We start from the raw sequence: 20,837 nt of genomic DNA, 5'->3' as shown, positions 1-20,837 counted from the left end.
CCTTGGAGATGTCCTGATGTTCCAGACCTTTGACAGCCATGCGTCGCCGGACCAGGGGCCTCCCCGTTTGCGCGCGCTGCGGGAGCGGCTGGCGGCACTGGGGCTTTCGGGCTTCATCGTGCCGCGGTCGGATGTGCACCAGGGCGAGTATGTCGCGGCGCGGGATGAGCGGTTGCAGTGGCTGACGGGGTTTACCGGGTCGGCCGGGTTTTGCATCGTGTTGCCGGACGTGGCGGGGGTGTTCATCGACGGGCGATATCGGACGCAGGTGAAGGCTCAGGTGGACCTTTCGGTCTATACGCCGGTTTCCTGGCCCGAAGTGAAGCCTGGGGAGTGGGTGAAGGAGAAGCTGGCGACGGGACGGGTGGGGTTCGACCCCTGGCTGCACACCGCGGACGAGATCGCGCGACTTCAGACGGCGCTTGAGGGAACGGGCGTAACTTTTTATCCTGTCAGCGAAAATCCGGTGGATGCAATCTGGCCGGATCAGCCTGCGGCTCCGTTCGGAAAGGCCTTTGTGCATCCGGTGGAACTGGCCGGGGAGAGCCATGAGGCCAAGCGGGCGCGGCTGGCCGAGGGGCTGCGCAAGGCGGGGCAAATGGCGGCGGTGGTGACGTTGCCGGATTCGCTCTGCTGGCTGTTGAATATCCGGGGGGCGGATGTGCCGAAGAACCCGGTGCTGCATGGGTTTGCGGTGCTTCACGACGACGCGCGAGTGGAGCTGTTCGTCAATCCGGCCAAGCTGGATGAGGCGGTGCGGGCGCATTTGGGGGACGGGGTCACGGTGCGTCCGGTGGAGGAGTTCGGCGAGGCGTTAAACGGCCTGGCCGGGCCGGTGCGGGTGGACAAGGCGCAGGCCCCGCTGGCGGTGTCGGACATCCTGAAGGCTGCGGGGGTGGAGGTGATCTGGGGCGATGATCCCTGCCGCCTGCCCAAGGCCTGCAAGAACGCAGCCGAGATCGCGGCCACGCGCGAGGCGCACTTGCGCGATGGGGCGGCGATGGTGGAATTCCTGCGCTGGCTGGACGAGGCTTCGCCCAGTGGCGGGCTGACCGAGATTTCCGTGGTGCAGGCGCTGGAGGGATTCCGGCGGGCGACGAATGCGCTGCATGACATCAGCTTTGACACGATCTGCGGCGCGGGGCCGAACGGGGCCATCATGCATTACCGCGTGACCGAGGAAACGAACCGGCCCGTGGCGCAGAACGAGCTCCTCCTGGTCGATTCCGGGGCGCAGTATCTGGACGGGACGACGGATATCACCCGGACCGTGGCGGTGGGCGATCCGGGGCAGGAAGCGCGGGAGTGCTATACTCGGGTCCTGCAAGGCTTGATCGCGATCAGCCGGGTCAGGTTCCCGAAGGGCCTGCCGGGGCGGGACATCGACGCGCTCGCAAGGTTCAACCTGTGGGTCGCGGGGCAGGATTATGACCACGGAACGGGGCATGGCGTGGGGGCCTTCCTGTCGGTGCATGAGGGGCCGCAGCGGATCAGCCGGATTTCGGAGGTTCCGCTGGAGCCGGGGATGATCCTGTCGAACGAGCCGGGCTATTACCGTGAGGGCGCCTTTGGCATCCGGCTGGAGAATCTGATCGTGGTTCAGGAGGCCCCGGCGCTTGGCGACAACCGGGCGCAGCTGGCCTTCGAGACGCTGACCTATGTCCCCTTCGACCGCCGGTTGATCCTGGTTGAAGAGCTTTCTCCTGCAGAGCGGCGTTGGCTGGATCGTTACCATGCGGACGTGCTGGAAAAGCTTGGCAGCCGCGTTTCCGGTGCTACGCTGGACTGGTTGAGGGACGCCTGCGCCCCTTTGTAGGGAGTGTGTCATGGCCAACCACATCACGATCACGCCGGTCGACGGCCCGGTCACAGTGACGGCGGGGTCCACCGTCATCGGACGCAGCGAGCGGGCATTGGAGTTGAAGGAAGGCACCTATCGCCCGGTGATCTATGTCCCGCGCGAGGATATCGACATGAGCCGCCTGGTCGCCACGCGTCATGCGACCTCGTGCCCGTGGAAGGGCAAGGCGAGTTACTTTTCGATCAAGGGCGACTTCGGGATGCTGGCCAATGCGGTCTGGTCTTACGAGGAACCGAAAGAAGGGGTCGAGGCGATCGCGGGCCATCTGGCCTTTTACCCCGACCGGGTCCTCGTCACGCGCGACTAGACAGGCCGCGTGATTGGTGAGGAAAACCGGAATCCACTTTTCCTCATCACGCCTTGGCGGCCTCTTCCCTGATCCGCTGCACCATGGCGCGCAGACCGTTCGAACGCTGCGAGGACAGGTGTTCGTTCAGACCCAGGCGGCCAAGCTCGGCCGTGGCGTCGATCTTGCCGACCTCGGCCACGGGCACGCCGGAGTAAAGCGCGTGCAAGACGGCAATCAGGCCACGCACGATCATCGCGTCCGAGTCGCCCTGAAAGTCGAAGCGTCCGCCGTCGATCATCGGGCGCAGCCAGACCTGGCTCGCACAGCCCTGCACCTTCAGCGCGGGGACCTTGAAGCTGTCGTCCAGCGGCGGCATCGCCTTGCCCAGTTCGATGACATGGCGATAGCGGTCCTCCCAGTCATCCAGGAAGTCGAAGGTTTCGGCGATCTCTTCAAAGGCGGCGGTGGCCATGGCTGTCTCCCTGCCCTGCCGCTGAGGTAAGGCGCGGTGGCGGAAAGGTCCAGCCCCGGGGCGGTGAGAAGCGCTTTTCAAACGCGGTGCCATCGGCTACCCAAGGGGCAACGTATCAGGAAGCTTGCCCCATGTCCCTGTCCCGCCGTCACGTTGTCCTAGGTCTTGCCGTCGCGCTTGCGGGATGCGGCGGTATGCGGGAAAGCCGGTTGAACCCGTTCAACTGGTTCCGCAAATCCGAGCCGCGCGAGACGATCGTGCTGCCGGACGCCAAGGAAGACGGACGGGGGCTTGCGGCAGAGGTCCTGTCGCTGGTGGTCGAGCCGATCCCGGGCGGGGCCATCGTGCGGGCGCGCGGGCAAATGCCGGTGCAGGGCTACTGGCAGGCAGAGCTTGTGCCGCAGCCGGTGACCGAAGGCGGGACCCTGGTCTATGAGTTTCGGGTCTTCCCGCCCGTGAAGCAGACCGACGTCAACACGCCGCAATCGCGGCAGGTCGACGTGGCGATCTACATTTCCGACGTCAAGCTGCAGAACGTGCGCGAGATCGTGGTGCAGGGCGCGACGAACGCGCGTTCCGCAAGCCGTTAGGGCAGTGGTCCGGGCCCAAAGGCTGTGGTCCGGTTTCCCGGACTGAATTCTGGCGCGCAATGGTGCATGATGGCGGCTGCGCCCGGCCGCTGGCGCTGGGCGCGGTATCCTGTGGTGGGGTCGGACATGCGTGTCATCAGGCTGTTCTGGGTGCTGCTGTTCTTGCCGGTGATGGCCTGGGCCGAGATCATGCCCGGCCCGCGCAGCGATACGGTTTCGGATTTTGCCGAGATCCTGCCTGCACCCCAGGAAGCCGGGATCGCGACCCTGTTGCGCGACATCCGGGAGGAGACAGGGGTCCATGTCGTCGTGGTGACGATGGACCGGATCAGCGACCATGGCGGCTGGGGCAAGACGCTGGAAGCCTATGCCACGGCGCTGTTCAACCAGTGGGGCGTCGGCGACCGGGCGCGCAATGACGGGATCATGATCCTGGTCGTCCCCGGCACGCGGGAGACCCGGATCGAGCTGGGGGCGGGCTATGCCAGGGCCTACAACGCCCGCGCGCAAGAGGTGATCGACACGGCGATGCTGCCGCAGTTCCGGGAACGGCTGATGGCAGAGGGCATCACCGAAGGTATCCTGGCGACGCGGGAGCGGATCATCGAGCCTTTCGTCAAGGGCGAATGGGTGGGGCTGGGCGATCTGGTGCGGACGGTCCTGATCGGGCTGGGCGTGGTCGGCGGGGCCACGGGCCTGATTTTTGCCGGCAAGGCCGCCTGGGCTGCCTATGTGCGCTGCCCGCAATGCGGCCAGCCTACGCTGACCAGACGGAACGAGGTCATCAACCACGCGACGCGCTACAGTTCCGGAAACGGGATCCAGTACCTGCACTGCCCGTCCTGCGGCTATAGCGCCGAGCGGCCCTATACGATCGCGGCCAAGAGGGACAGCAGCTCGTCAGGCGGTGGCGGCGGATCGTCGGGTGGCTTTGGCGGCGGAAGGTCTTCGGGCGGAGGTGCCTCGGGGCGGTGGTAGGGCCAGTGTTACAGCCGGACCACCCGAACCTCGTTCCCCTTGGCCGAGAGCGCGATCTCGCCCTTGCAAAGCCGCATCGCGTCGTCGCCGAAAGCTTCGCGCCGCCAGCCGTTGAGGGCGGGGACGTCACGGTCACCGGCTGCGATCTGGTCAAGCTCGGCCGATGAGGCGATGAGGCGGGGGGCGACGCCCAGGCTTTCCGACTTGGCCTTGAGAAGCACGCGCAGAAGGTCGGCGAGTGCGGGGTTCACCTGCATCTGTTCGCGCGAGTGGTCAACCTTCGGCATGTCCTCGGGCTTCATCTCAAGCCCTTCCTTCACCGCGGCAAGGATGCCTTCAGCGATCTCGGGCTTGCGGCCTTCGCGGAGGAGAAGGCGGGAGCGGCCCAGTTCCTCGGGCGTGGTGGGGCGGGTCGAGGCGAGTTCCAGAAGCGCGTCGTCCTTCATCACCCGGCTGCGCGGCACGTTCTGGCCTTGGGCATAGGCTTCGCGGAAGCGGGCCAGCGCCTTTACGACGGCCAGGAAGCGGCCCGAGGTGGTGCGGGTCTTGATCCGCTGCCAGGCCTCGTCCGGGTGGATGGTGTAGGTCGCCGGGTCGGTCAGGATCGCCAGTTCCTCGGCCACCCAGTCGGCGCGTCCGTTCTTGTTCAGTTGCGCGGCCAGCCATTCGTAGATGACGCGCAGGTGGGTCACATCGGCCAGCGCGTATTCCTTCTGTGCCTCGGACAAGGGACGCCGCGACCAGTCGGTGAAGCGCGAGGTCTTGTCGAGGTCGGCCCGGGCGATCTTCTTGACCAGGGTTTCATACCCCACCTGTTCGCCGAAACCGCAGACCATGGCTGCGACCTGGGTGTCGAACAGGGGCTTGGGGAAGACCCCGCCTTCGACGAAAAAGATTTCCAGGTCCTGGCGGGCGGCGTGGAAGACCTTGACCGTGTCTTCATGGCTGAAGAGGTCGTAGAGCGGTTCCAGCGACATCTCCGGCCCTTCGATCGGGTCGATAAGGACCGCCTCGCCTGCCCCGGGCAATGCCATCTGGATCAGGCAGAGCTTGGACCAGTAGGTGCGTTCGCGGAGAAACTCGGTGTCGATGGTGACGAAGGGCTGGGACTTGGCAAGCGCGCAATAGGCGGCAAGGTCTTCGGTCGTGGTGATCGTGCGCATGGGTGCAGCCTTTCGTTCGCGGGGTCATCCCGCACCGGTATCCGCGCCGCTATAGGCCTGGCCGCGGGAAAAGGGAAGAGGCGGGGTTGAGGTTCCCGGGCGGACGTGCGCTTGTTGCCGCAACGCGGAGGAGCGATGCGGGGCATCTGGCTGGCATTGGGCGGGTTCTTCCTGGGGCTGGGCCTGCTGGGCGTGGTGCTGCCGGTCCTGCCGACGACGCCGTTCCTGCTGCTGGCGGCGGGGTGTTTCGCCAAATCCTCGCCCCGGCTGCATGGCTGGCTGCTGGGCCATCCGACCTTTGGGCCACCGATCCGGAACTGGCAGGAGAACGGGGCGATCTCGCGCCCGGCCAAGCGGCTGGCTGTGGGCAGCATGGCGGCGGTGCTGGTGGGCTCGGTGGCGGCCGGGGCGCCCTGGCAATTGCTGCTGGCGCAGGTCACGCTGATGGCCGTAGGCGCGGGGTTCGTGCTGACGCGGCCAGACGGGCCGTCAGGGGAGTAGGACTGGCGTGCGGTCGCCTGCGACGAAGCGGCGGAGAACCTGTGGATAGAGCTGGTGTTCCAGGGTCAGCACGCGGGCGGCGAGGGTATCCTCGGTATCGCCGGGCAGGACGGGCACACGCGCCTGGCCGAGGATGGGGCCTGCGTCCAGTTCGGCGGTGACTTCGTGGACGGTGCAGCCTGCTTCCGTATCGCCTGCGGCAAGGGCGCGGGCGTGGGTGTGGAGGCCGGGGTACTTCGGCAGAAGCGAGGGGTGGATGTTGAGCATCCGGCCTTCGTAGCGCCGGATGAAGCCGGGGGTCAGGATGCGCATGAAGCCTGCGAGGCAGAGGATGTCGGGACGGGCAGCGTCGATCTGGTGGGCTAGGGCGGCCTCGAAGGCCGGGCGGTCCTTGCCGAAGGGGCGGTGGTCGAAGGCGGCGGTGGGAACGCCTTGTGCGGCGGCTTTCGCCAGCCCCCCGGCGGTGGGGTCGTTCGAGGCGACGAGGACGGGTTCGGCGTAACCGCCCTGCCTCATGTCGCGGAGAAGCGCCAGCATGTTCGAGCCACCCCCGGAAATCAGGATGGCGACGCGCTTCACAGGAGCTTGCCCTTGTAGATGACCCCCTGCCCTTCGACGATCCGGCCAAGCAGGGTGACGGTCTCGCCTGCCGCCTGAAGGAGTTCGCTGAGGGCCTCCGCGCGGTCTTCGGCGACGACGAGGATCATGCCGATGCCGCAGTTGAAGGTCTTGAGAAGCTCGGGTTCTGACATGTTCGCGGTTGCGGCGAGCCAACGGAACACCGGGGGCAGTTGCCACGACCCGAGGTCGATCTCGCAGGCGAGACCTTCGGGCAGGACGCGCGGTGGGTTTTCCGTCAGCCCGCCGCCAGTGATGTGGGCAAGGCCGTGGACGCCACCCGCACGAACGGCGGCGAGGGCCTGTTTCACGTAGAGGCGGGTGGGGGTGAGGAGGGCCTGGCCGAGGGTGCCTTCGGAGAAGGGCGAGGGCGCATCCCAGCCGAGGCCGGAAAGCTCCACCACCTTGCGCACGAAGCTGTAGCCGTTGGAATGGACGCCGCTGGACGAAAGGCCGAGGAGGACGTCGCCTTGTCTTACATCGCGCGGCAGGTCCTGGCCACGCTCCATCGCGCCGACCGCGAAACCGGCAAGGTCGAAGTCGCCCTTGTGGTACATGCCCGGCATCTCGGCCGTCTCGCCCCCGATCAGGGCACAGCCAGAGTCGGCGCAGCCCTTGGCGATGCCGGTGATGATGCGCGTGGCTTCCTCGACCTGCAGCTTGCCAGTGGCGAAGTAGTCGAGGAAGAACAAGGGCTCTGCCCCCTGGCAGACCAGGTCGTTCACGCACATGGCGACAAGGTCGATGCCGATGGTGTCAACGTGACCGGTGTCGATGGCGATACGGAGTTTCGTGCCGACGCCGTCGGTCGCGGCCACCAGGATCGGATCCTGGTAGCCCGCGGCCTTGAGGTCGAACAGCGCGCCGAAGCCGCCGAGGCCGCCCATCACTCCAGGGCGGTTCGTCGACTTGGCGGCGGGCTTGATCCGGTCGACAAGGGCGTTCCCGGCGTCGATGTCCACGCCCGCATCGGCATAGGTCAGACCGTTGTGCCCTGTCGCCATGTCGCTTTCCCTTCAGCAGCCGGTTCCGCCCGTCCGCTACACCAGTTGGCTAGCGGCGGCAACTGCAGGCGTAAACGGTCTTGCGCCCCGAAAGGGCGTGTGGACGGGGGCCCGACCACGGGGGATGCTTGGCCAGCGGAACCGCTAATACTTGCCGGTACCGGCCCCTGATTCCAGGTCGTCGTCCAGGATGACCGGCGCGCCAAGTTCAACGGGGTTGGCGCGCGCGCCCACGCCAAGGACCACGGCACCAAGCAGGACAAGCAGCAGAAGCCCAGAATCGCCGCCACCTCCGCCAGTAATGTTTTCGCCTGGCGGAGGCGTCGGCGTCGGCGCGGGCGGTGGTGGAGGCGCAGCTGGCGGTTCGTCGGTGTGGTCGCCGTTGGCCAAGGCAGCGGTATTGGCAAGTGCACAGATAATTGCAAAGCAGAATAGAATCGAAGTTACCTTCGACATGTTTTTTTCTCCCCTTACTCACTACTCCCGGGACCAGTCTAGCAGGCCTGCGGCTGTGTCGAAACCAGGCTTTGGCTTGACCGGCGCGGCGAGTCTGCTAGGCAGGGTCCGCTACGGGCCTGTAGCTCAATTGGTTAGAGCAGGGCGCTCATAACGCCTTGGTTGGGGGTTCGAGTCCCTCCGGGCCTACCACTGCTTCCGCGGGCCTCAGTCGACCGGAATCAGCGCAACGGCGACGCGGCGGCCTTCGCCGAGAAGGACGTTGTAGGTCCGGGCGGCGGTGGGTGAGGCCATGACTTCGACCCCGATTCCCTGTCCTTCCAGCGCCTCGCGGAAAGCGTGGGGGACATGGGCAATGCTGCTGCCGGTGCCGACGAACAGGACGTCGATCTTGTCCGCAAGGCTAAGCGGCGCGGCGGTGTCGTCATAGCCGCCCCAGGGACCGGCGTCCCAGGGCGTGATGAGGCACGGCCCCCGCAGGACGTGCCCGGCCACGCGGAAGAAGCCGGGGCCGTAGCCCTCGATCGCCTTGGCCGAACCGTAAGTGACTTCGGTCAGGCGCATTTGCTTAGGCGTCGACGTTGGCGAATTCGCCCTTGCCCGGCTTCTTCGTCTTGTCGCTGCGGTCGATGCCCAGCATCAGGACGATGTTCTTGGCCATGTAAAGCGTCGAATAGGTGCCAAGGACCACGCCCAGAAGCATCGCGAAGACGAAGCCGCGGATCACGTCGCCACCGAAGATGAAGAGCACGAGGAGCGAGATGAAGGTGGTGGACGCCGTCATGATCGTGCGCGACAGAGTCTCGTTCGCGGTGAGGTTCATCATCTCGCGCAGGGGCATCTGTTTGTACTTGGCGAGGTTCTCGCGCAGGCGGTCGAAGATGACGACGGTATCGTTCACCGAATAGCCGAGGATCGTCAGGAGGGCCGCGACGATGGTCAGGTCGAACTTGATCTGGAAGAGGGCAAAGATGCCCACCGTGACCAGCACGTCGTGGATCAGCGCGGCCACGGTGCCCACGGCGAACTGCCATTCGAAACGGATCCAGACATAGGCCAGGATGCCGACTGCGCCCGCAAGAACGGCGAGGAGCGCCGAAACGATCAGTTCCTGGCTGACCTTCGGCCCGACGGATTCGACGGATGGAAAGGTGATCGCGGGATCGACGGCCTGCAGCGCGGCCTCGACCTGGGCGATGACCTCGGGTGTCACCGATTCCTCGCCCTCGCGGGCGGAAAGCCGGATCATCGCGACATGCTGGTCGTCGCGGAACGAGGGGTCGAAAACCTCGGTGATCGACACGTCGCCCGCGTCGATGGTTGAGAGCGCCTCACGGTAGACGCCCACGTCCACTGCCATGGTGGATTCGGTGCGGATCGTGGTCCCGCCCCGGAAGTCGATGCCGAAGTTCAGCCCCATGGTGAAGATCAGCACCAACGAGGCCAGCATGGCGAAGAGCGAGGTGCCGAAGGTAAGCCACTGGATGGCGAAGAAGTTGATGTTGGTCTTTTCGGGAACCAGCCGCAGGCGCCAGGCCATTTCCATATCCTCCGGTCAGACCACGAGCGTCTTGGGACGCTTCCAGTCGATGTAGGTCTCGACAATCAGGCGGGTTACGTAGACGGCGGTGAACATCGAGGTAATGATCCCAAGGCCAAGGGTCACCGCAAAGCCGCGCACCGGGCCGGAGCCAAGCCAGAACATGATAATCGCCGTCAGAAGGCCGGTCACGTTCGAGTCCATGATCGCCGAAAATGCGCGGTCGAAGCCCTGCTCCACCACCCGGCGCGGGTTGGCACCGGCACGGATTTCCTCGCGCATTCGTTCGAAGATCAGGACGTTGGCGTCGACCGCCATCCCCATGGTCAGGACGATGCCGGCGATGCCGGGAAGGGTGAGCGTCGCGCCGATGGCAGACAGGACCGCCATGATCAGCGCGATGTTGATGGCCAGCGCGATATTGGCGAAGACGCCGAACATGCCGTAGCAGGCGATGAGGTAGATGGTGACCGCGACCATGCCGATCAGCGCAGCGGTGCGGCCGGCTTCGATCGAGTCCTGGCCAAGCTCAGGGCCGATGGTGCGTTCTTCGAGGAACGTCATCTCGGCCGGAAGGGCGCCGGCGCGGAGGAGCACTGCAAGGCGTGACGCTTCCTCGACGGTGAAATTGCCGGTGATGATGCCCGAGCCGCCCGGGATGTGGCTTTGAATGACCGGGGCCGAGATCACCTCGTCGTCGAGTACGATGGCAAAGGGCGCGCCGATGTTGGCGGCGGTGTAGTCGCCGAAGGCACGCGCGCCGGTGGTGTCGAAGCGGAAGCTGACGGCGGGCTGGCCGTTCTGGTCAAACGAGGGCTGGGCATCGACCAGATCCTCGCCCGAGACGACGGGCGTCTGTTCGACGATGTAGTAGACGCCCTCTTCGTCCATGGACGCCAGAAGCGCGTTGCGCGGGCCCGGATTGGCGCCGGCGTCGGTGGTGCGGCTGACGACGGCGTTGAAGGTCAGCTGTGCGGTCTGGCCGATCAGAATCTGCAGTTCCCGTGCCGAGCCGATGCCGGGGACCTGGATCAGGATGCGGTCTTCGCCCTGGCGCTGGATCGTCGGTTCGCGGGTCCCTGCCTCGTCCACGCGGCGGCGGATGATTTCCAGCGACTGCTGGATCGTGCGCTGGTCGGTGGCCTGCTGTTCGGCCTCGGACAGGCGGACGACGATGTCGTTGCCCTCGGAGGTCACGTCGATGGTGCTTTCGCCGATCCCGGTCAGGGTGACGACGCTGGAGCCCAGGGCGCGGACCGCTTCAAGCGCGGCCTGCATGCCCTCGGGGTTCGAGATCGTCACGCGGAGGACATCGTCGGGCGAGGGTGCGCGGCGGACGGCGCCGACCTGGTCGCGCAGGTCGCGAAGGGTATCGCGGACTTCGGGCCAGAGGCCATCCATCCGGGTCTTGTAGACATCCTCGACCTGAACCTCGGCCAGAAGATGCGCCCCGCCCCGAAGGTCGAGGCCAAGGTTCATCAGGGCCGAGGGCAGGAAGCCCGGCCATTCGGCCAGGGCAGCAGTCTGTTCGGGGGTCGCGGTGCCCCCGGCGGCTTCGATGGCGGCGGCGGCGTCGTTGTGGCGTTCGACCTGCGCGTAGAACAGGTTAGGGATCGCAGCGAGAATGCCCCAGGCGCAGACCAGAAGGATGAGAACGCGCTTCCACAGCGCCATCGATTCCATGATGGGCTCAGTTCGTCGCGGGTTCGGTCTTGTTCAGCACAGTGGTGATGGTGTGCCTGACGACCTTGACCTTGACGCCCTCGGCGATCTCGACCTCGACCTTGCCGTCGTCCTGGACCTTCGACACCTTGCCGATGATGCCCCCTGAGGTGATGACCTCGTCCCCGCGGCGAAGCGCGTCGACCATAGCGCGGTGTTCCTTTATCTTCTTCTGCTGCGGGCGGATGAGCAGGAAGTAGAAGATCACGAAGATCAGGATGATCGGCAGGAACTGGGCGAAGACGGCAGCGCCGCCGGGGGCGGCTGCGGCGTCCTGGGCGAAGGCGGGGGTGACGAACATGATGATCCTTTCCTGCAGGGCCGAGGGGTCCCTGCCCCCCTTTGCGATTGTCGGGTGATGTAAGGCCTTTCGCGGCGCTTTGCCAGAGGGCGCACGCGGATCGAGGGGCGGGCGGTGGCTTCCCCCTTGCGGCGGAATGGGGCATAAGCGCCGGCGTATCCGTCAACGAGGCCCGACCATGCACGACATCCGCTTCATCCGCGAAAACCCCGCTGCGTTCGACGCCGCGCTGTCGCGTCGTGGATTGGCGCCGATGTCGGCAGAGCTTCTGGCAATCGACGAGGCGCGGCGGGCGAAGATCCTGGCGGCCGAGACGGCGGCTGCGGCGCAGAATGCTGCGTCGAAGGATGTGGGGGCTGCGAAGGCGCGCGGGGACAACGCCGAGTTCGAACGCCTGCGGGCGCTGGTGGCCGAGAAGAAGGCCGAAGGGGCGCGGCTGACCGAGGAGGCGGGGGCCGAGGATGCTCGGCTACGGGACGCGCTGATGCGGATCGCAAACCTGCCCCTGGACGAGGTGCCCGAGGGGCCGGACGAAAGCGGGAACGTGGAGATCCGGCGCTGGGGGACGCCTCGGGTCATGGACTTCAAGCCGTTGGAACATTTCGACATTCCCGCGGCGAAGGACGGGTTGGACTTCCCGACGGCAGCGAAGCTTTCGGGCAGCCGCTTCGTGGTGCTGCGCGGCGCGGTGGCGCGGGTGCACCGGGCGCTGGCCCAGTTCATGCTGGATATGCACACTGGCGAGCACGGGCTGGCGGAGACCTGGACTCCTGTCTTGGTCAAAGAGGATGCCATGTATGGCACCAACCAGCTGCCGAAGTTCGCCGAGGACAGCTATCAGACCACGAACGGCTGGTGGCTGATCCCGACCTCGGAAGTCACGCTGACCAATTCGGTCGCGGGGGACATCCTCGAGGAAAGCGCCCTGCCGATCCGGTTGACCGCGCATACGCATTGCTTCCGGTCCGAGGCGGGCAGCGCGGGCAAAGACACGACGGGCATGTTGCGGCAGCACCAGTTCGAAAAGGTCGAGATGGTGACGATCTGCACGCCGGAAACCGCACTGGCCGAACACGAAAGAATGACCAAGTGCGCTGAAGCCGTTCTGGAGCGGCTGGGGCTGCCCTACCGAACCATCGTCCTTTGCACCGGAGACATGGGATTCGGCGCGCAGAAGACGCATGACCTGGAAGTCTGGCTGCCCGGGCAGAACACCTTCCGCGAGATTTCGTCGGTCTCGACCTGCGGCCAGTTCCAGGCGCGGCGGATGAATGCGCGGTATCGGCCTGCGGGCGGTAGACCTGAGTTCGTGGCGACGCTGAACGGGTCGGGCCTGGCTGTAGGGCGCTGCCTGATCGCGGTGCTGGAGAACGGGCAAGAGGCCGATGGCTCGGTGACCTTGCCCGCGGCGCTGGTGCCCTATCTTGGAGGCAAGACCCGGATCACGGCGCAAGGCCAGCTTGTCTGACCGGGAACCCATTGGCAGGGCTGGGGTTTACCCTGCCTTGCCGCCACGGAGCCCGGAATGACCCGATCGCTTGCGCTGATCCTGTTTCTTGCCACGCTCGCTTTCGCGGTGGCGCCCTTCGTGACCCCACCCTTCGCCGGCTACCGGCCCGGGCAGTTCCCGGTCGAGGTCGCGCGGCACGCGATCCAGCCTGCGGGTTATGCCTTTGCCATCTGGTCGGTGATCTATCTGTGGCTGATCGCCCACGCGGGCTACGGGCTTTGGAAGCGGCAGGACGATCCGGCCTGGGTCCGGGTGCGGCCTGCGCTGCTGGTGGCGCTGGTGCTTGGGACGGTGTGGCTGGCGATTGCCGGGGCGAGCCCGGTCTGGGCGACGGCGGTGATCCTGGTGATGGCGGCGGCGGCGATCACGGCGTTCCTGCGGGCCCCGACCGAGCCGGACCGTTGGCTTCTGTCCGCGCCGCTGGCGATCTTTGCGGGCTGGGTGACGGCGGCCTCGCTGGTGTCGACGGGCATTCTCTTGACCGGTTACGGTTACACCGCGAACGACGAGGCGGCCTTTGACATGCTGGGCGCGATCCTGATCCTGGTGCCGCTGATCCAGTCGCGCAAAGCCCGGATGCCGGTCTATTCGCTGACCGTGGTCTGGGCGCTGGTGGGCGTCGTCGTGGCCAACTGGGGCAGCGGTACCCTGGTCGCTTGGGTCGCGCTGGGGATTGCGGCGCTGGTGCTGCTTGCGGCGGGCTGGCTGTGGCGGCGGAGCCAAATTCCTTGAGTAAGGAATTTGACAAGAATTTTACTTAAAATTCTTGGGCTTAATCGCCGATGTTCTTTTCCTTGTGCTTCCGCAGGCGCGACGGCGTGTGGAACTTGCGCTCCTTCCACGGGTTCTGGTCGCCCTGTGAACGCAGAAACAGGCGGATTGGCGTGCCCGGCATATCGAAATGGTCGCGCAGCCCGTTGACCAGATAGCGCTTGTAGCTTTCCGGCAGCTCGTCCGGCCGCGAGCACTTGATCATGAAGCCCGGCGGCCGGGTCTTCGCTTGGGTCATGTAGCGCAGCTTGATCCGGTGCCCGCCAGGGGCTGGCGGCGGGTGCGCCTCGGTCATGGCGCCCAGCCAGGTGTTCAGCTTGGCGGTGGGGATGCGGCGGTTCCAGACGTCATGCGCCTTGAGGATCGCGTCGTGCAGGCGGTCGAGGCCTTTGCCCGTCTTGGCGCTGACAGTGACCAGCGGCGCGCCGCGCAGCTGCGGGAGGAGGCGTTCGAACATCTCCTTCAGCTCGGCGAGCTTTTCCTGCTTGTCGTCCTCGAGGTCCCATTTGTTGACGGCGACCACAACCGCGCGGCCTTCGGTTTCGGCGAAGTCGGCGATGCGGAGGTCCTGCACCTCGAACGGGATCTCGACGTCGAGGAGGACGACGACAACCTCGGCAAAGCGCACGGCGCGGAGGCCGTCGGCGACGGAGAGCTTTTCAAGCTTTTCGACCACCTTGGCCTTCTTGCGCATGCCGGCGGTGTCCCAGATGCGGATCGGGGTGCCCTGCCAGTCGGCGCGGACCGAGATGGCGTCGCGGGTGATCCCGGCCTCCGGCCCCGTGAGCATCCGGTCGGTGCCGAGGATCTTGTTGATCAGCGTGGATTTTCCGGCGTTCGGGCGACCGATGACGGCGATCTGGAGGGGTTTCTGCGCGGTGGGCTTGTGGGCGTTCTCGTCCGCCTCCAGCTCGGCGTCTTCTTCCGAGATGTCGATGTCGGCCTCGGGCAGCATCTCAGCTTCGCGGGGGGCGAATTCTTCCTCGAAGGGCTTGAGCGCGCGGTAGAGGTCGTCCATCCCCTCGCCGTGTTCGGCGGAGAGGCGGATCGGTTCGCCGAGGCCGAGGGAGTAGGCTTCAAGCGCGCCGCTGTCGCCCGCCTTGCCTTCGGCCTTGTTGACGCCCAACAGAACGCGGGCGGCCTTCTTCCGCAGGATGTCGGCGAAGACCTCGTCCGAGGGGGTAACGCCCACGCGCCCGTCGATCAGGAACAGGCAGACATCTGCCATGTCGACGGCGCGCTCGGTCAGGCGGCGCATCCGGCCTTGCAGGGAGTCGTCGGTGACTTCTTCCAGACCGGCGGTGTCGATCACGGTGAAACGGAGGTCGAAGAGCTTGGCATCGCCCTCGCGCAGGTCGCGGGTCACGCCGGGCTGGTCGTCGACAAGCGCAAGCTTGCGGCCGACGAGCCGGTTGAAGAGCGTCGATTTCCCCACATTGGGGCGGCCCACGATGGCGAGGGTAAAGGTCATCTCAGGTGTCCGGCATCAGCGAAGCGCCTGCCTTACACGGGCTTTGCGCTAACGGAAAGCGTGAAGTTGGCCGTTGCCGCCGACGACATAGAGCGTGCCACCGGCCACGGCAGGCTGTGCTGCGGCCCCGCCGGGGATTTCGGCAGTGTGGACAAGGTTGCCGTTCACCGGATCGAAGGCGCGCAGCAGGCCGTCGGAGGAGACGACGATGATCCGGCCCCCGGCAAGGACCGGCCCGTAATGGGCATAGATGCCCTTGCGGCGCTTGATCTTGTCGTTGGTGAAATAGGGCATTTCGACCGACCAGATGGTCTCGCCGGTTTCGGCGTTCAGGCGGACGAGGCGGGCCTCATCGTTCACCAGGAAGAGCGAGCCGCCCGCGACGGCGACGGGGCCCAGGGCACCTTCGCCGGCGGACCAGATGCGTTCGCCCGAGGAGGCGGACATGGCGACCGTACGGCCTGCGCCAGAGCCTGCGAATAGGGTCTTGCCCGCGATGACGGCGTCGCCGGTCACGTCGGCGGTCAGGGCATAGGCGCGGCCAAGCCGCTTGCCCGCCAGTGAAGCCTGCCAGACCTTGGTGCCGCCGCCGATCTTGAGGACAGCCATCAGGTCGCCGCCCGCCGAGGGGAAGATGACGGCGCGGTCGCCGATGGTGGGCGCGGCGGTGCCGACATAGGCCGCCTTGCCGGGGGTGCCGACGACCTGCCAGATCACCTTGCCGTCGGCGGCATCGACCGCCCAGGCCGAGCCGTCGCGGCCCGAGACATAGACGGCAGTGCCATCGGTTGCGGGCGCGCCCGAGATCGGGGCATCGACGCGCTGGCGCCAGAGGACCGCGCCGGAGGTCGCGTCGAGCGCCACAAGCTCACCATAACCGGTGGTCGCAAAGACCTTGCCGCCTGCGGTCGCAAGCCCGCCTGCGGACTGCCCGCCGCCCTTGTCGAAGGTCGCCGTCAGGTCGGTCGACCAGAGCGTCGCGCCGTTGGTTCCGGTCGCGGTCACGCCCGTCCCGGCGTCGATGGTGAAGATGCGGCCATCGGCCACCACGGGCGCGGCCGCGATCCGGTTCTTGCGGCTGGAGCCCTCGCCGACCTTGGCCGACCAGGCCAGCTGCGGCGCCGAGGACAGCGCGGCATGCGGCATCAGGTGGCGGGCGTTCCCGGCGCGGTGCGTCCAGTCGCCGCCGCTCTGCGGTCCGAGCGAGATTTCAACCGACTGGTTTTCCGCAGGCGCGGGCGCGGTCGGCGCGGGCTGGCCTTCGACGGGGATCGAAGCCTCGAGGTCAGCGCGGACCGGGAAGCGTTCGCCCTGCAGGATGACTTCCTTGTCGGCGCAGGCGGCCAGAAGCGCCAAGAGCCCGACACCGGTCACCAGCCTGCCGCCCAACTGTCTGAACTTCATGCCTGCCACCTGAAGGGACCTTTCGCTTGGCTCATCTTGCGTCTCATCCGCCCGTGACGTCGGGCAGCGTCCCGCCGAGCGCCGTGATCACCTGCGACGCCCGCGCCCGCAGGGAACCCGAGGCTTCCTGATCCTGCAGCAGGGTCGTCAGCGCCGCAATTGCGTCGTCGGTCTTGCCTTCCTCGATGAGGAGGTAAGCCAGTTGTTCAGCGGCAAGAGCCCGGTAGGGACGGCCCGCGACAGCAATACCTTCCAGCGCAGTGCGGCGCTCGGCGACGGGCTGGTCGGCCCCGGCGACCAGGACCCGGCGCAGCACGGCAAGGTCGCGGTAGGCCGGCGACAGGCTGGCATCGGCCGCAACCTTGTCCAGCGCGGCCAGCGTGGCGGCCTTGTCCTCGGCCGGGTCGGAGGCAAGGATCAGGTTCAGGATCGCGGTCTGATCGGCATCCGAAGGCACGGCGGCCAGCGCCTCGCGCCGTTCGTCCGGGGTGCCCTGGTCCAGCGCGTCGATCAGCGCATCACCGAAGGCCTCGGCCCGGGCCGCATCGCGCGCCTTGGTCCATTCGGTCCAGGCCGTTCCGCCGACGAGAGCAAGGATGATCAGAACGCCGATCCAGCCGTACTTGCGGAACAGACGGAACAACCGATCCCGGCGCACCTCTTCGGTGACTTCCTCGATGAAGCTGTCGGGATTGCTCAACGCAGTGGCCTCACTTTTCGTTTTCCCCGTCTTACAGGCAAAGCCCGCGGGTTGCCAAGCCCTGCCCCGCCCGGGCGGCGGTCAGAAGTCGGTGGGCAGACCCAGACTTTTGCGGAAACCGGCGATCCAGTCTTCATAGCCGGGCGGCAGGGTGCCGGCAGCTTGCAGGTCCTCGAGGATCGCCAGCGCCTCCTGGTTTTCGGCGGTGGGGTCGCGCAGGATGACGGCGCGCTGGTCCAGCGCCTTCACGACGTCGAGCCGATACCAAACGTCGTCGGGATAGGCGGTCGAGAGGTCGCGCATGATGCGCAGCGATTCATCCTGGTAGGGCAGCGCGCTGTCGTAGTCGTCACGCGCCACGAAGACGTCAGCCACCCGAGCCTGGCTGATCGCCAGATTGCGGTACCAGTCGGGGTTCGAGGGGTCCTGGTTCACCAGCCAGTCGCGCAAGGCCAGCGCGTCCTGCTGGCTTTTGAGCGCGGCGGCCACATCGCCGGTGGCGAGTTGCGCATCGCCAAGGCGGACCAGCCCGAGGGAAAGGTCATTCGCCCAGCGGGTGCTATAGGGATCGATGTCGAGCAGGCTGTTGCCCTGATCGACCATGGCACGGAAGGTCACCACCGCAGCCCGGCTGTCGCCCATCGCGGCCTGAGCATCGCCCAACCGGTTGAGCGTCACCAGCCGGTCGCGGAAGTGTTCGGGGTCGTCTGGTGCCAGTTGCAGAAGCCGGTCGACGGTATCCAGCGAAGCCTGTCCCAGCGCGACTGCCTCGGTGTTGCGGCCGAGTTGCATCAGGATGGCGACGTGGATGTTCTGGGCAATCGACAGGTCGCGCAGGGCCAAGGGGTCATTCGGAGCGGCCCCGGCAAGCTTGGTGAAGCGGGCCACCGCATCGGCCATCCGCGTCTCGGCCGTAACCCGATCTCCGCCGACGAGGTCAAGCTCGGCCAGTCCGCTTTGTGCACGGGCGACACCGCGCTGGTAGTCGGGGTTCGCCGGGTCGGCTTCGGTCAGCGCCAGTTGCAGGTCGAGTGCCGCCTGAAACGCCTCACGCGCGCCGGTGGCATCGCCCATCGCGTTCTTGATGTCGCCGACCTTCTTCAGAGCCATTGCCAGACCGGACTGGTTCAGTCGGTCGTCCGGCGTGAGCGCAAGCAGGGTTTCGGCGATGGTGCGGCCTTGCTCCTGGGCTTCCAGCGCGGCGACAAGGTCATTCGCGGCGTAATGCATGTCGCCCATCCGGTCGAGGCTGACCAGAAGGTCGCGCTGCCAGACCATGTTGGTCGGATCGAGCGTGGACAGCTTTTGCCGGATCGACAGCGCCGCCTGATAGGATAGCTGGGCCGACTCCATGTCGCCCATCAGCTTTTGCGCATCGCCGATCCGGTCGAAGTTGATCGCCAGATCGCGCTGGCGCGGCTTGTTGCCGGGGTCGAGGGCGGCAAGTTCCTCGCGGATTGCCAGGGCTTTTGCATAGGTGTCGAGCCCCCCGGCAAAGTCGCCCTCGTCCACCAGCATGTCGCCGATGCGTTCATAGCTGACCGACAGGTTGCGCCGGATCATCACGTCGCCGGGGTACTTGTTGGCCAGCGCCTCGGACAAGGCAAGCGCGGTCTGATATGCGGCGCGGGCGCCTTCGACATCACCAAGGTCAAACTTGGCATCGCCGATCCGTTCATGGGTCAGCGCCACGTCCATACGGTAGGTCAGTCGCTCGGGTTCCGCGTCAAGCAGGTTCTGGGCAATCGACAGCGCCTCGACATGCGCCTCAAGCGCCCCGGTCGCATTGCCTCTGACAAGCCGGATCGAGCCGACCCGGTTCACCGCCACATGCCGATCACGCAGCAGGTCAACGTCATCCGGCCGCTGGTCGGACTGCCACCGCGAAAACTCAAGCGCTGTGGAATAGGCGGTTTCGGCTTCCCTGAGGTAGCCCTGCTGCTGCAGGACGCCGCCGAGATCGTTCATCGACCAGATAAGCTCGCGCACCCAGTCGATGTCGGTGGCATCGGCCTCGACCTGCTTCTGCGCAAAGGTCGCGCGGGTGTTGTAGGCGGCCCAGGCGGCCTCGGTGTTGCCTGCGACAAGGTTCAGCTCGCCCAGGGAGGTAAGGGCAGTTGTGTAGGAGAACTGCGCATCGCGGTCCATGTCGGCGGCCACCTCGGCATACAGCGCGGTGGCCTTCTGCAGGTCGGAGATCGCCAGATCATAGCGCAGGTCGGTGCGGGCGGCGTTGGCGTTCAGCATGTGGGTCGCGGCTTCGGACAGGGTGCGCGACAGGAAGGTTTCCTTGATCGTGGTGCGGGCGCCCGCGTCGATTTCGGCGGCGTCGGTCAGAAGGCCGCGGGCGGCATCGAAGGCACCAAGGGTCAGCTGCTCCTCGGCTTTGGCGCGGAGGTCGGCGACGCGGGGGTCGTCGGACTGGAACTTCTGCAGTTCGGACTGGAAGCTTTCGTAGGACTGCGCGGCCTCCAACAGCATGGCGGCGCGTTCCTCGGGCGTCTGGGCGTCGAGGTCGGCGGAGAGGAGGGCCGCGTAGAGGGGCGCGAGCGGCAGGTTGCGCGAGGTGGCGAGGGTTTCGACCTCGGCCCGGATGTCGGGCGTCAGGTTCGCCATCGCGATCAGCAGCTGGTCGCGTTCGGGCAGCGCGCCCTGGCCGGTGATGAAGACAAGTTCGGGGAGACCGGATTCGATGTACGGAAGCTGCTTGCCGCGGCTGCGGTCGTAGACGTCCTGCTGGACAAGGGTGAGGGCAGTGCGGAGTTCGACCCCGGCGGTGGCGAAATGGCGGACGAGGGCCGCGGTGAAGGGCGAGTTCTGCCCGTCGCCATCCGAGGCGGTTTCCCCGGGTGCGGCGGCAAAGGCGAAAAGGACACCGTCCGCGCGACCGATGCGGCCGAGGCCAGGGACGGGTTTCCCGGCGGTGGGCGGATCATCTTCCAGCGCGGCGGCCCCGCGGCCTTCGGTTCCGCCACCGTTGAACGGATCGTCGCGGCAGGCATCCAAGAGGATGATGGCGACCGGCGCGACGGACTGGATCGCCTCTTGCGCCTCGGACAGGGGCAGCGCGGTCTCAGTAAGCCTTTCGGCGGAGGAGGCGTCGGCGTCGGTCGGCAGCAGGTAGTTCACCCCGTCGATGGCGACGCCGTGGCCCGCGAAGAAGAACAACGCGACATCGGCCCCGGCGGCGTCTTCCTTGAAATCCTCAAGCGCGCGGCGGGTGCGCCTGAGATCGCGGTTGGTTTCGACGAAGACCTGGAAATCCAGATTTTCCAGCACCTCTTCCAACGCACGGACATCGTTGGCGGGGTTCGACAGCGGGCGGATCGTCTGGTAATCGTCCGCGCCGATCAGCAGCGCCACGCGCTTTTCGGCCAGCGCGACGGTGACGCCGCAAAGCCACAGGATCAACACAAGACCAAGACGCCGCAGAAGCATCACCCACTCCAGAAGGGTGGCGGCAGAATGCTGAAGCCTGACCGGATG

The 20,837-nt window shown here is 66.5% G+C and carries 20 protein-coding genes and 1 tRNA gene; 8 read left to right on the top strand and 13 right to left on the bottom strand.

Translation table 11 applies throughout. The annotated features are described in order from the left end of the window. Positions 1–16 precede the first annotated feature (16 nt). On the top strand, positions 17–1,816 hold the full coding sequence (locus tag AC2EAL_RS11380; protein ID WP_484724331.1) for an aminopeptidase P family protein: 1,800 nt from the start codon (positions 17–19) through the stop codon (positions 1,814–1,816). A 10-nt stretch (positions 1,817–1,826) separates the two neighbouring features. After that, a complete protein-coding gene (locus tag AC2EAL_RS11375; protein WP_484724330.1) occupies positions 1,827–2,168 on the top strand; it encodes a DUF427 domain-containing protein in 342 nt (113 codons plus the stop codon). Between the two features lie 46 nt (positions 2,169–2,214). Here the strand turns inward: AC2EAL_RS11375 and AC2EAL_RS11370 are convergent, their stop codons facing one another. Beyond that, positions 2,215–2,622, bottom strand: a complete 408-nt coding sequence (locus AC2EAL_RS11370) for a SufE family protein (protein ID WP_484724329.1) — start codon at positions 2,620–2,622, stop codon at positions 2,215–2,217. Between the two features lie 131 nt (positions 2,623–2,753). Between AC2EAL_RS11370 and AC2EAL_RS11365 the strand changes: the two genes are divergently transcribed. Both AC2EAL_RS11365 and AC2EAL_RS11360 read left to right on the top strand, forming a co-directional pair. After that, a complete protein-coding gene (locus tag AC2EAL_RS11365) occupies positions 2,754–3,212 on the top strand; it encodes a hypothetical protein (protein WP_484724328.1) in 459 nt (152 codons plus the stop codon). Between the two features lie 69 nt (positions 3,213–3,281). Beyond that, positions 3,282–4,190: a TPM domain-containing protein gene (locus AC2EAL_RS11360; protein ID WP_484724327.1), complete on the top strand. Its 909-nt coding sequence runs from the start codon at positions 3,282–3,284 to the stop codon at positions 4,188–4,190. 8 nt (positions 4,191–4,198) lie between these two features. Here AC2EAL_RS11360 and rnd read toward each other — a convergent pair whose 3' ends face one another. Next, complete coding sequence (gene rnd, locus AC2EAL_RS11355) at positions 4,199–5,353, bottom strand: ribonuclease D (RefSeq protein WP_484724326.1); 1,155 nt, start codon at positions 5,351–5,353, stop codon at positions 4,199–4,201. Between the two features lie 135 nt (positions 5,354–5,488). Here rnd and AC2EAL_RS11350 point away from each other — a divergent pair, with 135 nt between their 5' ends. After that, positions 5,489–5,854: a YbaN family protein gene (locus tag AC2EAL_RS11350; RefSeq protein ID WP_484724325.1), complete on the top strand. Its 366-nt coding sequence runs from the start codon at positions 5,489–5,491 to the stop codon at positions 5,852–5,854. Here AC2EAL_RS11350 and purN read toward each other — a convergent pair. From purN to AC2EAL_RS11335, 3 genes are all read right to left on the bottom strand, one after another. Continuing rightward, a complete protein-coding gene (gene purN / locus AC2EAL_RS11345; protein WP_484724324.1) occupies positions 5,843–6,433 on the bottom strand; it encodes a phosphoribosylglycinamide formyltransferase in 591 nt (196 codons plus the stop codon). The genes AC2EAL_RS11350 and purN overlap by 12 nt on opposite strands. Further along, positions 6,430–7,476, bottom strand: coding sequence for a phosphoribosylformylglycinamidine cyclo-ligase (gene purM / locus AC2EAL_RS11340; protein ID WP_484724323.1), 1,047 nt, complete (start codon positions 7,474–7,476; stop codon positions 6,430–6,432). The genes purN and purM overlap by 4 nt, the downstream gene beginning before the upstream one ends. Before the next feature lie 144 nt (positions 7,477–7,620). Continuing rightward, positions 7,621–7,866, bottom strand: coding sequence for a hypothetical protein (locus AC2EAL_RS11335; protein WP_484724322.1), 246 nt, complete (start codon positions 7,864–7,866; stop codon positions 7,621–7,623). Positions 7,867–8,047: 181 nt separating this feature from the next. Between AC2EAL_RS11335 and AC2EAL_RS11330 the strand changes: the two genes are divergently transcribed. After that, positions 8,048–8,124: transfer RNA gene (locus AC2EAL_RS11330), tRNA-Ile, on the top strand. A gap of 15 nt (positions 8,125–8,139) precedes the next feature. Here AC2EAL_RS11330 and AC2EAL_RS11325 read toward each other — a convergent pair. The 4 genes from AC2EAL_RS11325 to yajC are packed head-to-tail and all read right to left on the bottom strand — an operon-like array spanning position 8,140 to position 11,495. Further along, positions 8,140–8,496, bottom strand: a complete 357-nt coding sequence (locus tag AC2EAL_RS11325) for an Mth938-like domain-containing protein (protein WP_484724321.1) — start codon at positions 8,494–8,496, stop codon at positions 8,140–8,142. Positions 8,497–8,500: 4 nt separating this feature from the next. Continuing rightward, a complete protein-coding gene (secF, locus tag AC2EAL_RS11320) occupies positions 8,501–9,472 on the bottom strand; it encodes a protein translocase subunit SecF (RefSeq protein ID WP_484724320.1) in 972 nt (323 codons plus the stop codon). Positions 9,473–9,487: 15 nt separating this feature from the next. Further along, the gene (gene secD / locus AC2EAL_RS11315) at positions 9,488–11,155 is read right to left on the bottom strand and encodes a protein translocase subunit SecD (protein ID WP_484724319.1); all 1,668 of its coding nucleotides are present in this window, start codon (positions 11,153–11,155) and stop codon (positions 9,488–9,490) included. Between the two features lie 7 nt (positions 11,156–11,162). Then, positions 11,163–11,495: a preprotein translocase subunit YajC gene (gene yajC / locus AC2EAL_RS11310; RefSeq protein WP_484724318.1), complete on the bottom strand. Its 333-nt coding sequence runs from the start codon at positions 11,493–11,495 to the stop codon at positions 11,163–11,165. A gap of 178 nt (positions 11,496–11,673) precedes the next feature. Here yajC and serS point away from each other — a divergent pair, with 178 nt between their 5' ends. Continuing rightward, positions 11,674–12,963 carry a serine--tRNA ligase gene (gene serS, locus AC2EAL_RS11305; RefSeq protein ID WP_484724317.1) on the top strand — a complete coding sequence of 430 codons (1,290 nt, stop codon included), beginning with the start codon at positions 11,674–11,676 and terminating at the stop codon, positions 12,961–12,963. 57 nt (positions 12,964–13,020) lie between these two features. Next, the gene (locus tag AC2EAL_RS11300; RefSeq protein ID WP_484724316.1) at positions 13,021–13,737 is read left to right on the top strand and encodes a hypothetical protein; all 717 of its coding nucleotides are present in this window, start codon (positions 13,021–13,023) and stop codon (positions 13,735–13,737) included. Positions 13,738–13,777: 40 nt separating this feature from the next. Here the strand turns inward: AC2EAL_RS11300 and der are convergent, their stop codons facing one another. The 4 genes from der to AC2EAL_RS11280 form a co-directional block, all read right to left on the bottom strand. Continuing rightward, positions 13,778–15,247 (bottom strand): ribosome biogenesis GTPase Der, encoded by a 1,470-nt coding sequence (gene der, locus AC2EAL_RS11295; RefSeq protein WP_484724315.1) that lies wholly within the window; start codon positions 15,245–15,247, stop codon positions 13,778–13,780. Between the two features lie 48 nt (positions 15,248–15,295). Then, positions 15,296–16,651: an outer membrane protein assembly factor BamB family protein gene (locus tag AC2EAL_RS11290; RefSeq protein WP_484724314.1), complete on the bottom strand. Its 1,356-nt coding sequence runs from the start codon at positions 16,649–16,651 to the stop codon at positions 15,296–15,298. A 43-nt stretch (positions 16,652–16,694) separates the two neighbouring features. Further along, positions 16,695–17,351, bottom strand: a complete 657-nt coding sequence (locus AC2EAL_RS11285) for a hypothetical protein (RefSeq protein WP_484724313.1) — start codon at positions 17,349–17,351, stop codon at positions 16,695–16,697. Positions 17,352–17,432: 81 nt separating this feature from the next. Beyond that, the gene (locus AC2EAL_RS11280; RefSeq protein ID WP_484724312.1) at positions 17,433–20,789 is read right to left on the bottom strand and encodes a caspase family protein; all 3,357 of its coding nucleotides are present in this window, start codon (positions 20,787–20,789) and stop codon (positions 17,433–17,435) included. Positions 20,790–20,837: the final 48 nt, after the last annotated feature.

It is taken from the genome of Tabrizicola sp. T74, from assembly GCF_057219935.1.
The sequence above is the reverse complement of the archived record's forward strand: the minus strand, read 5'-3'. Positions and strand labels throughout refer to the sequence as shown.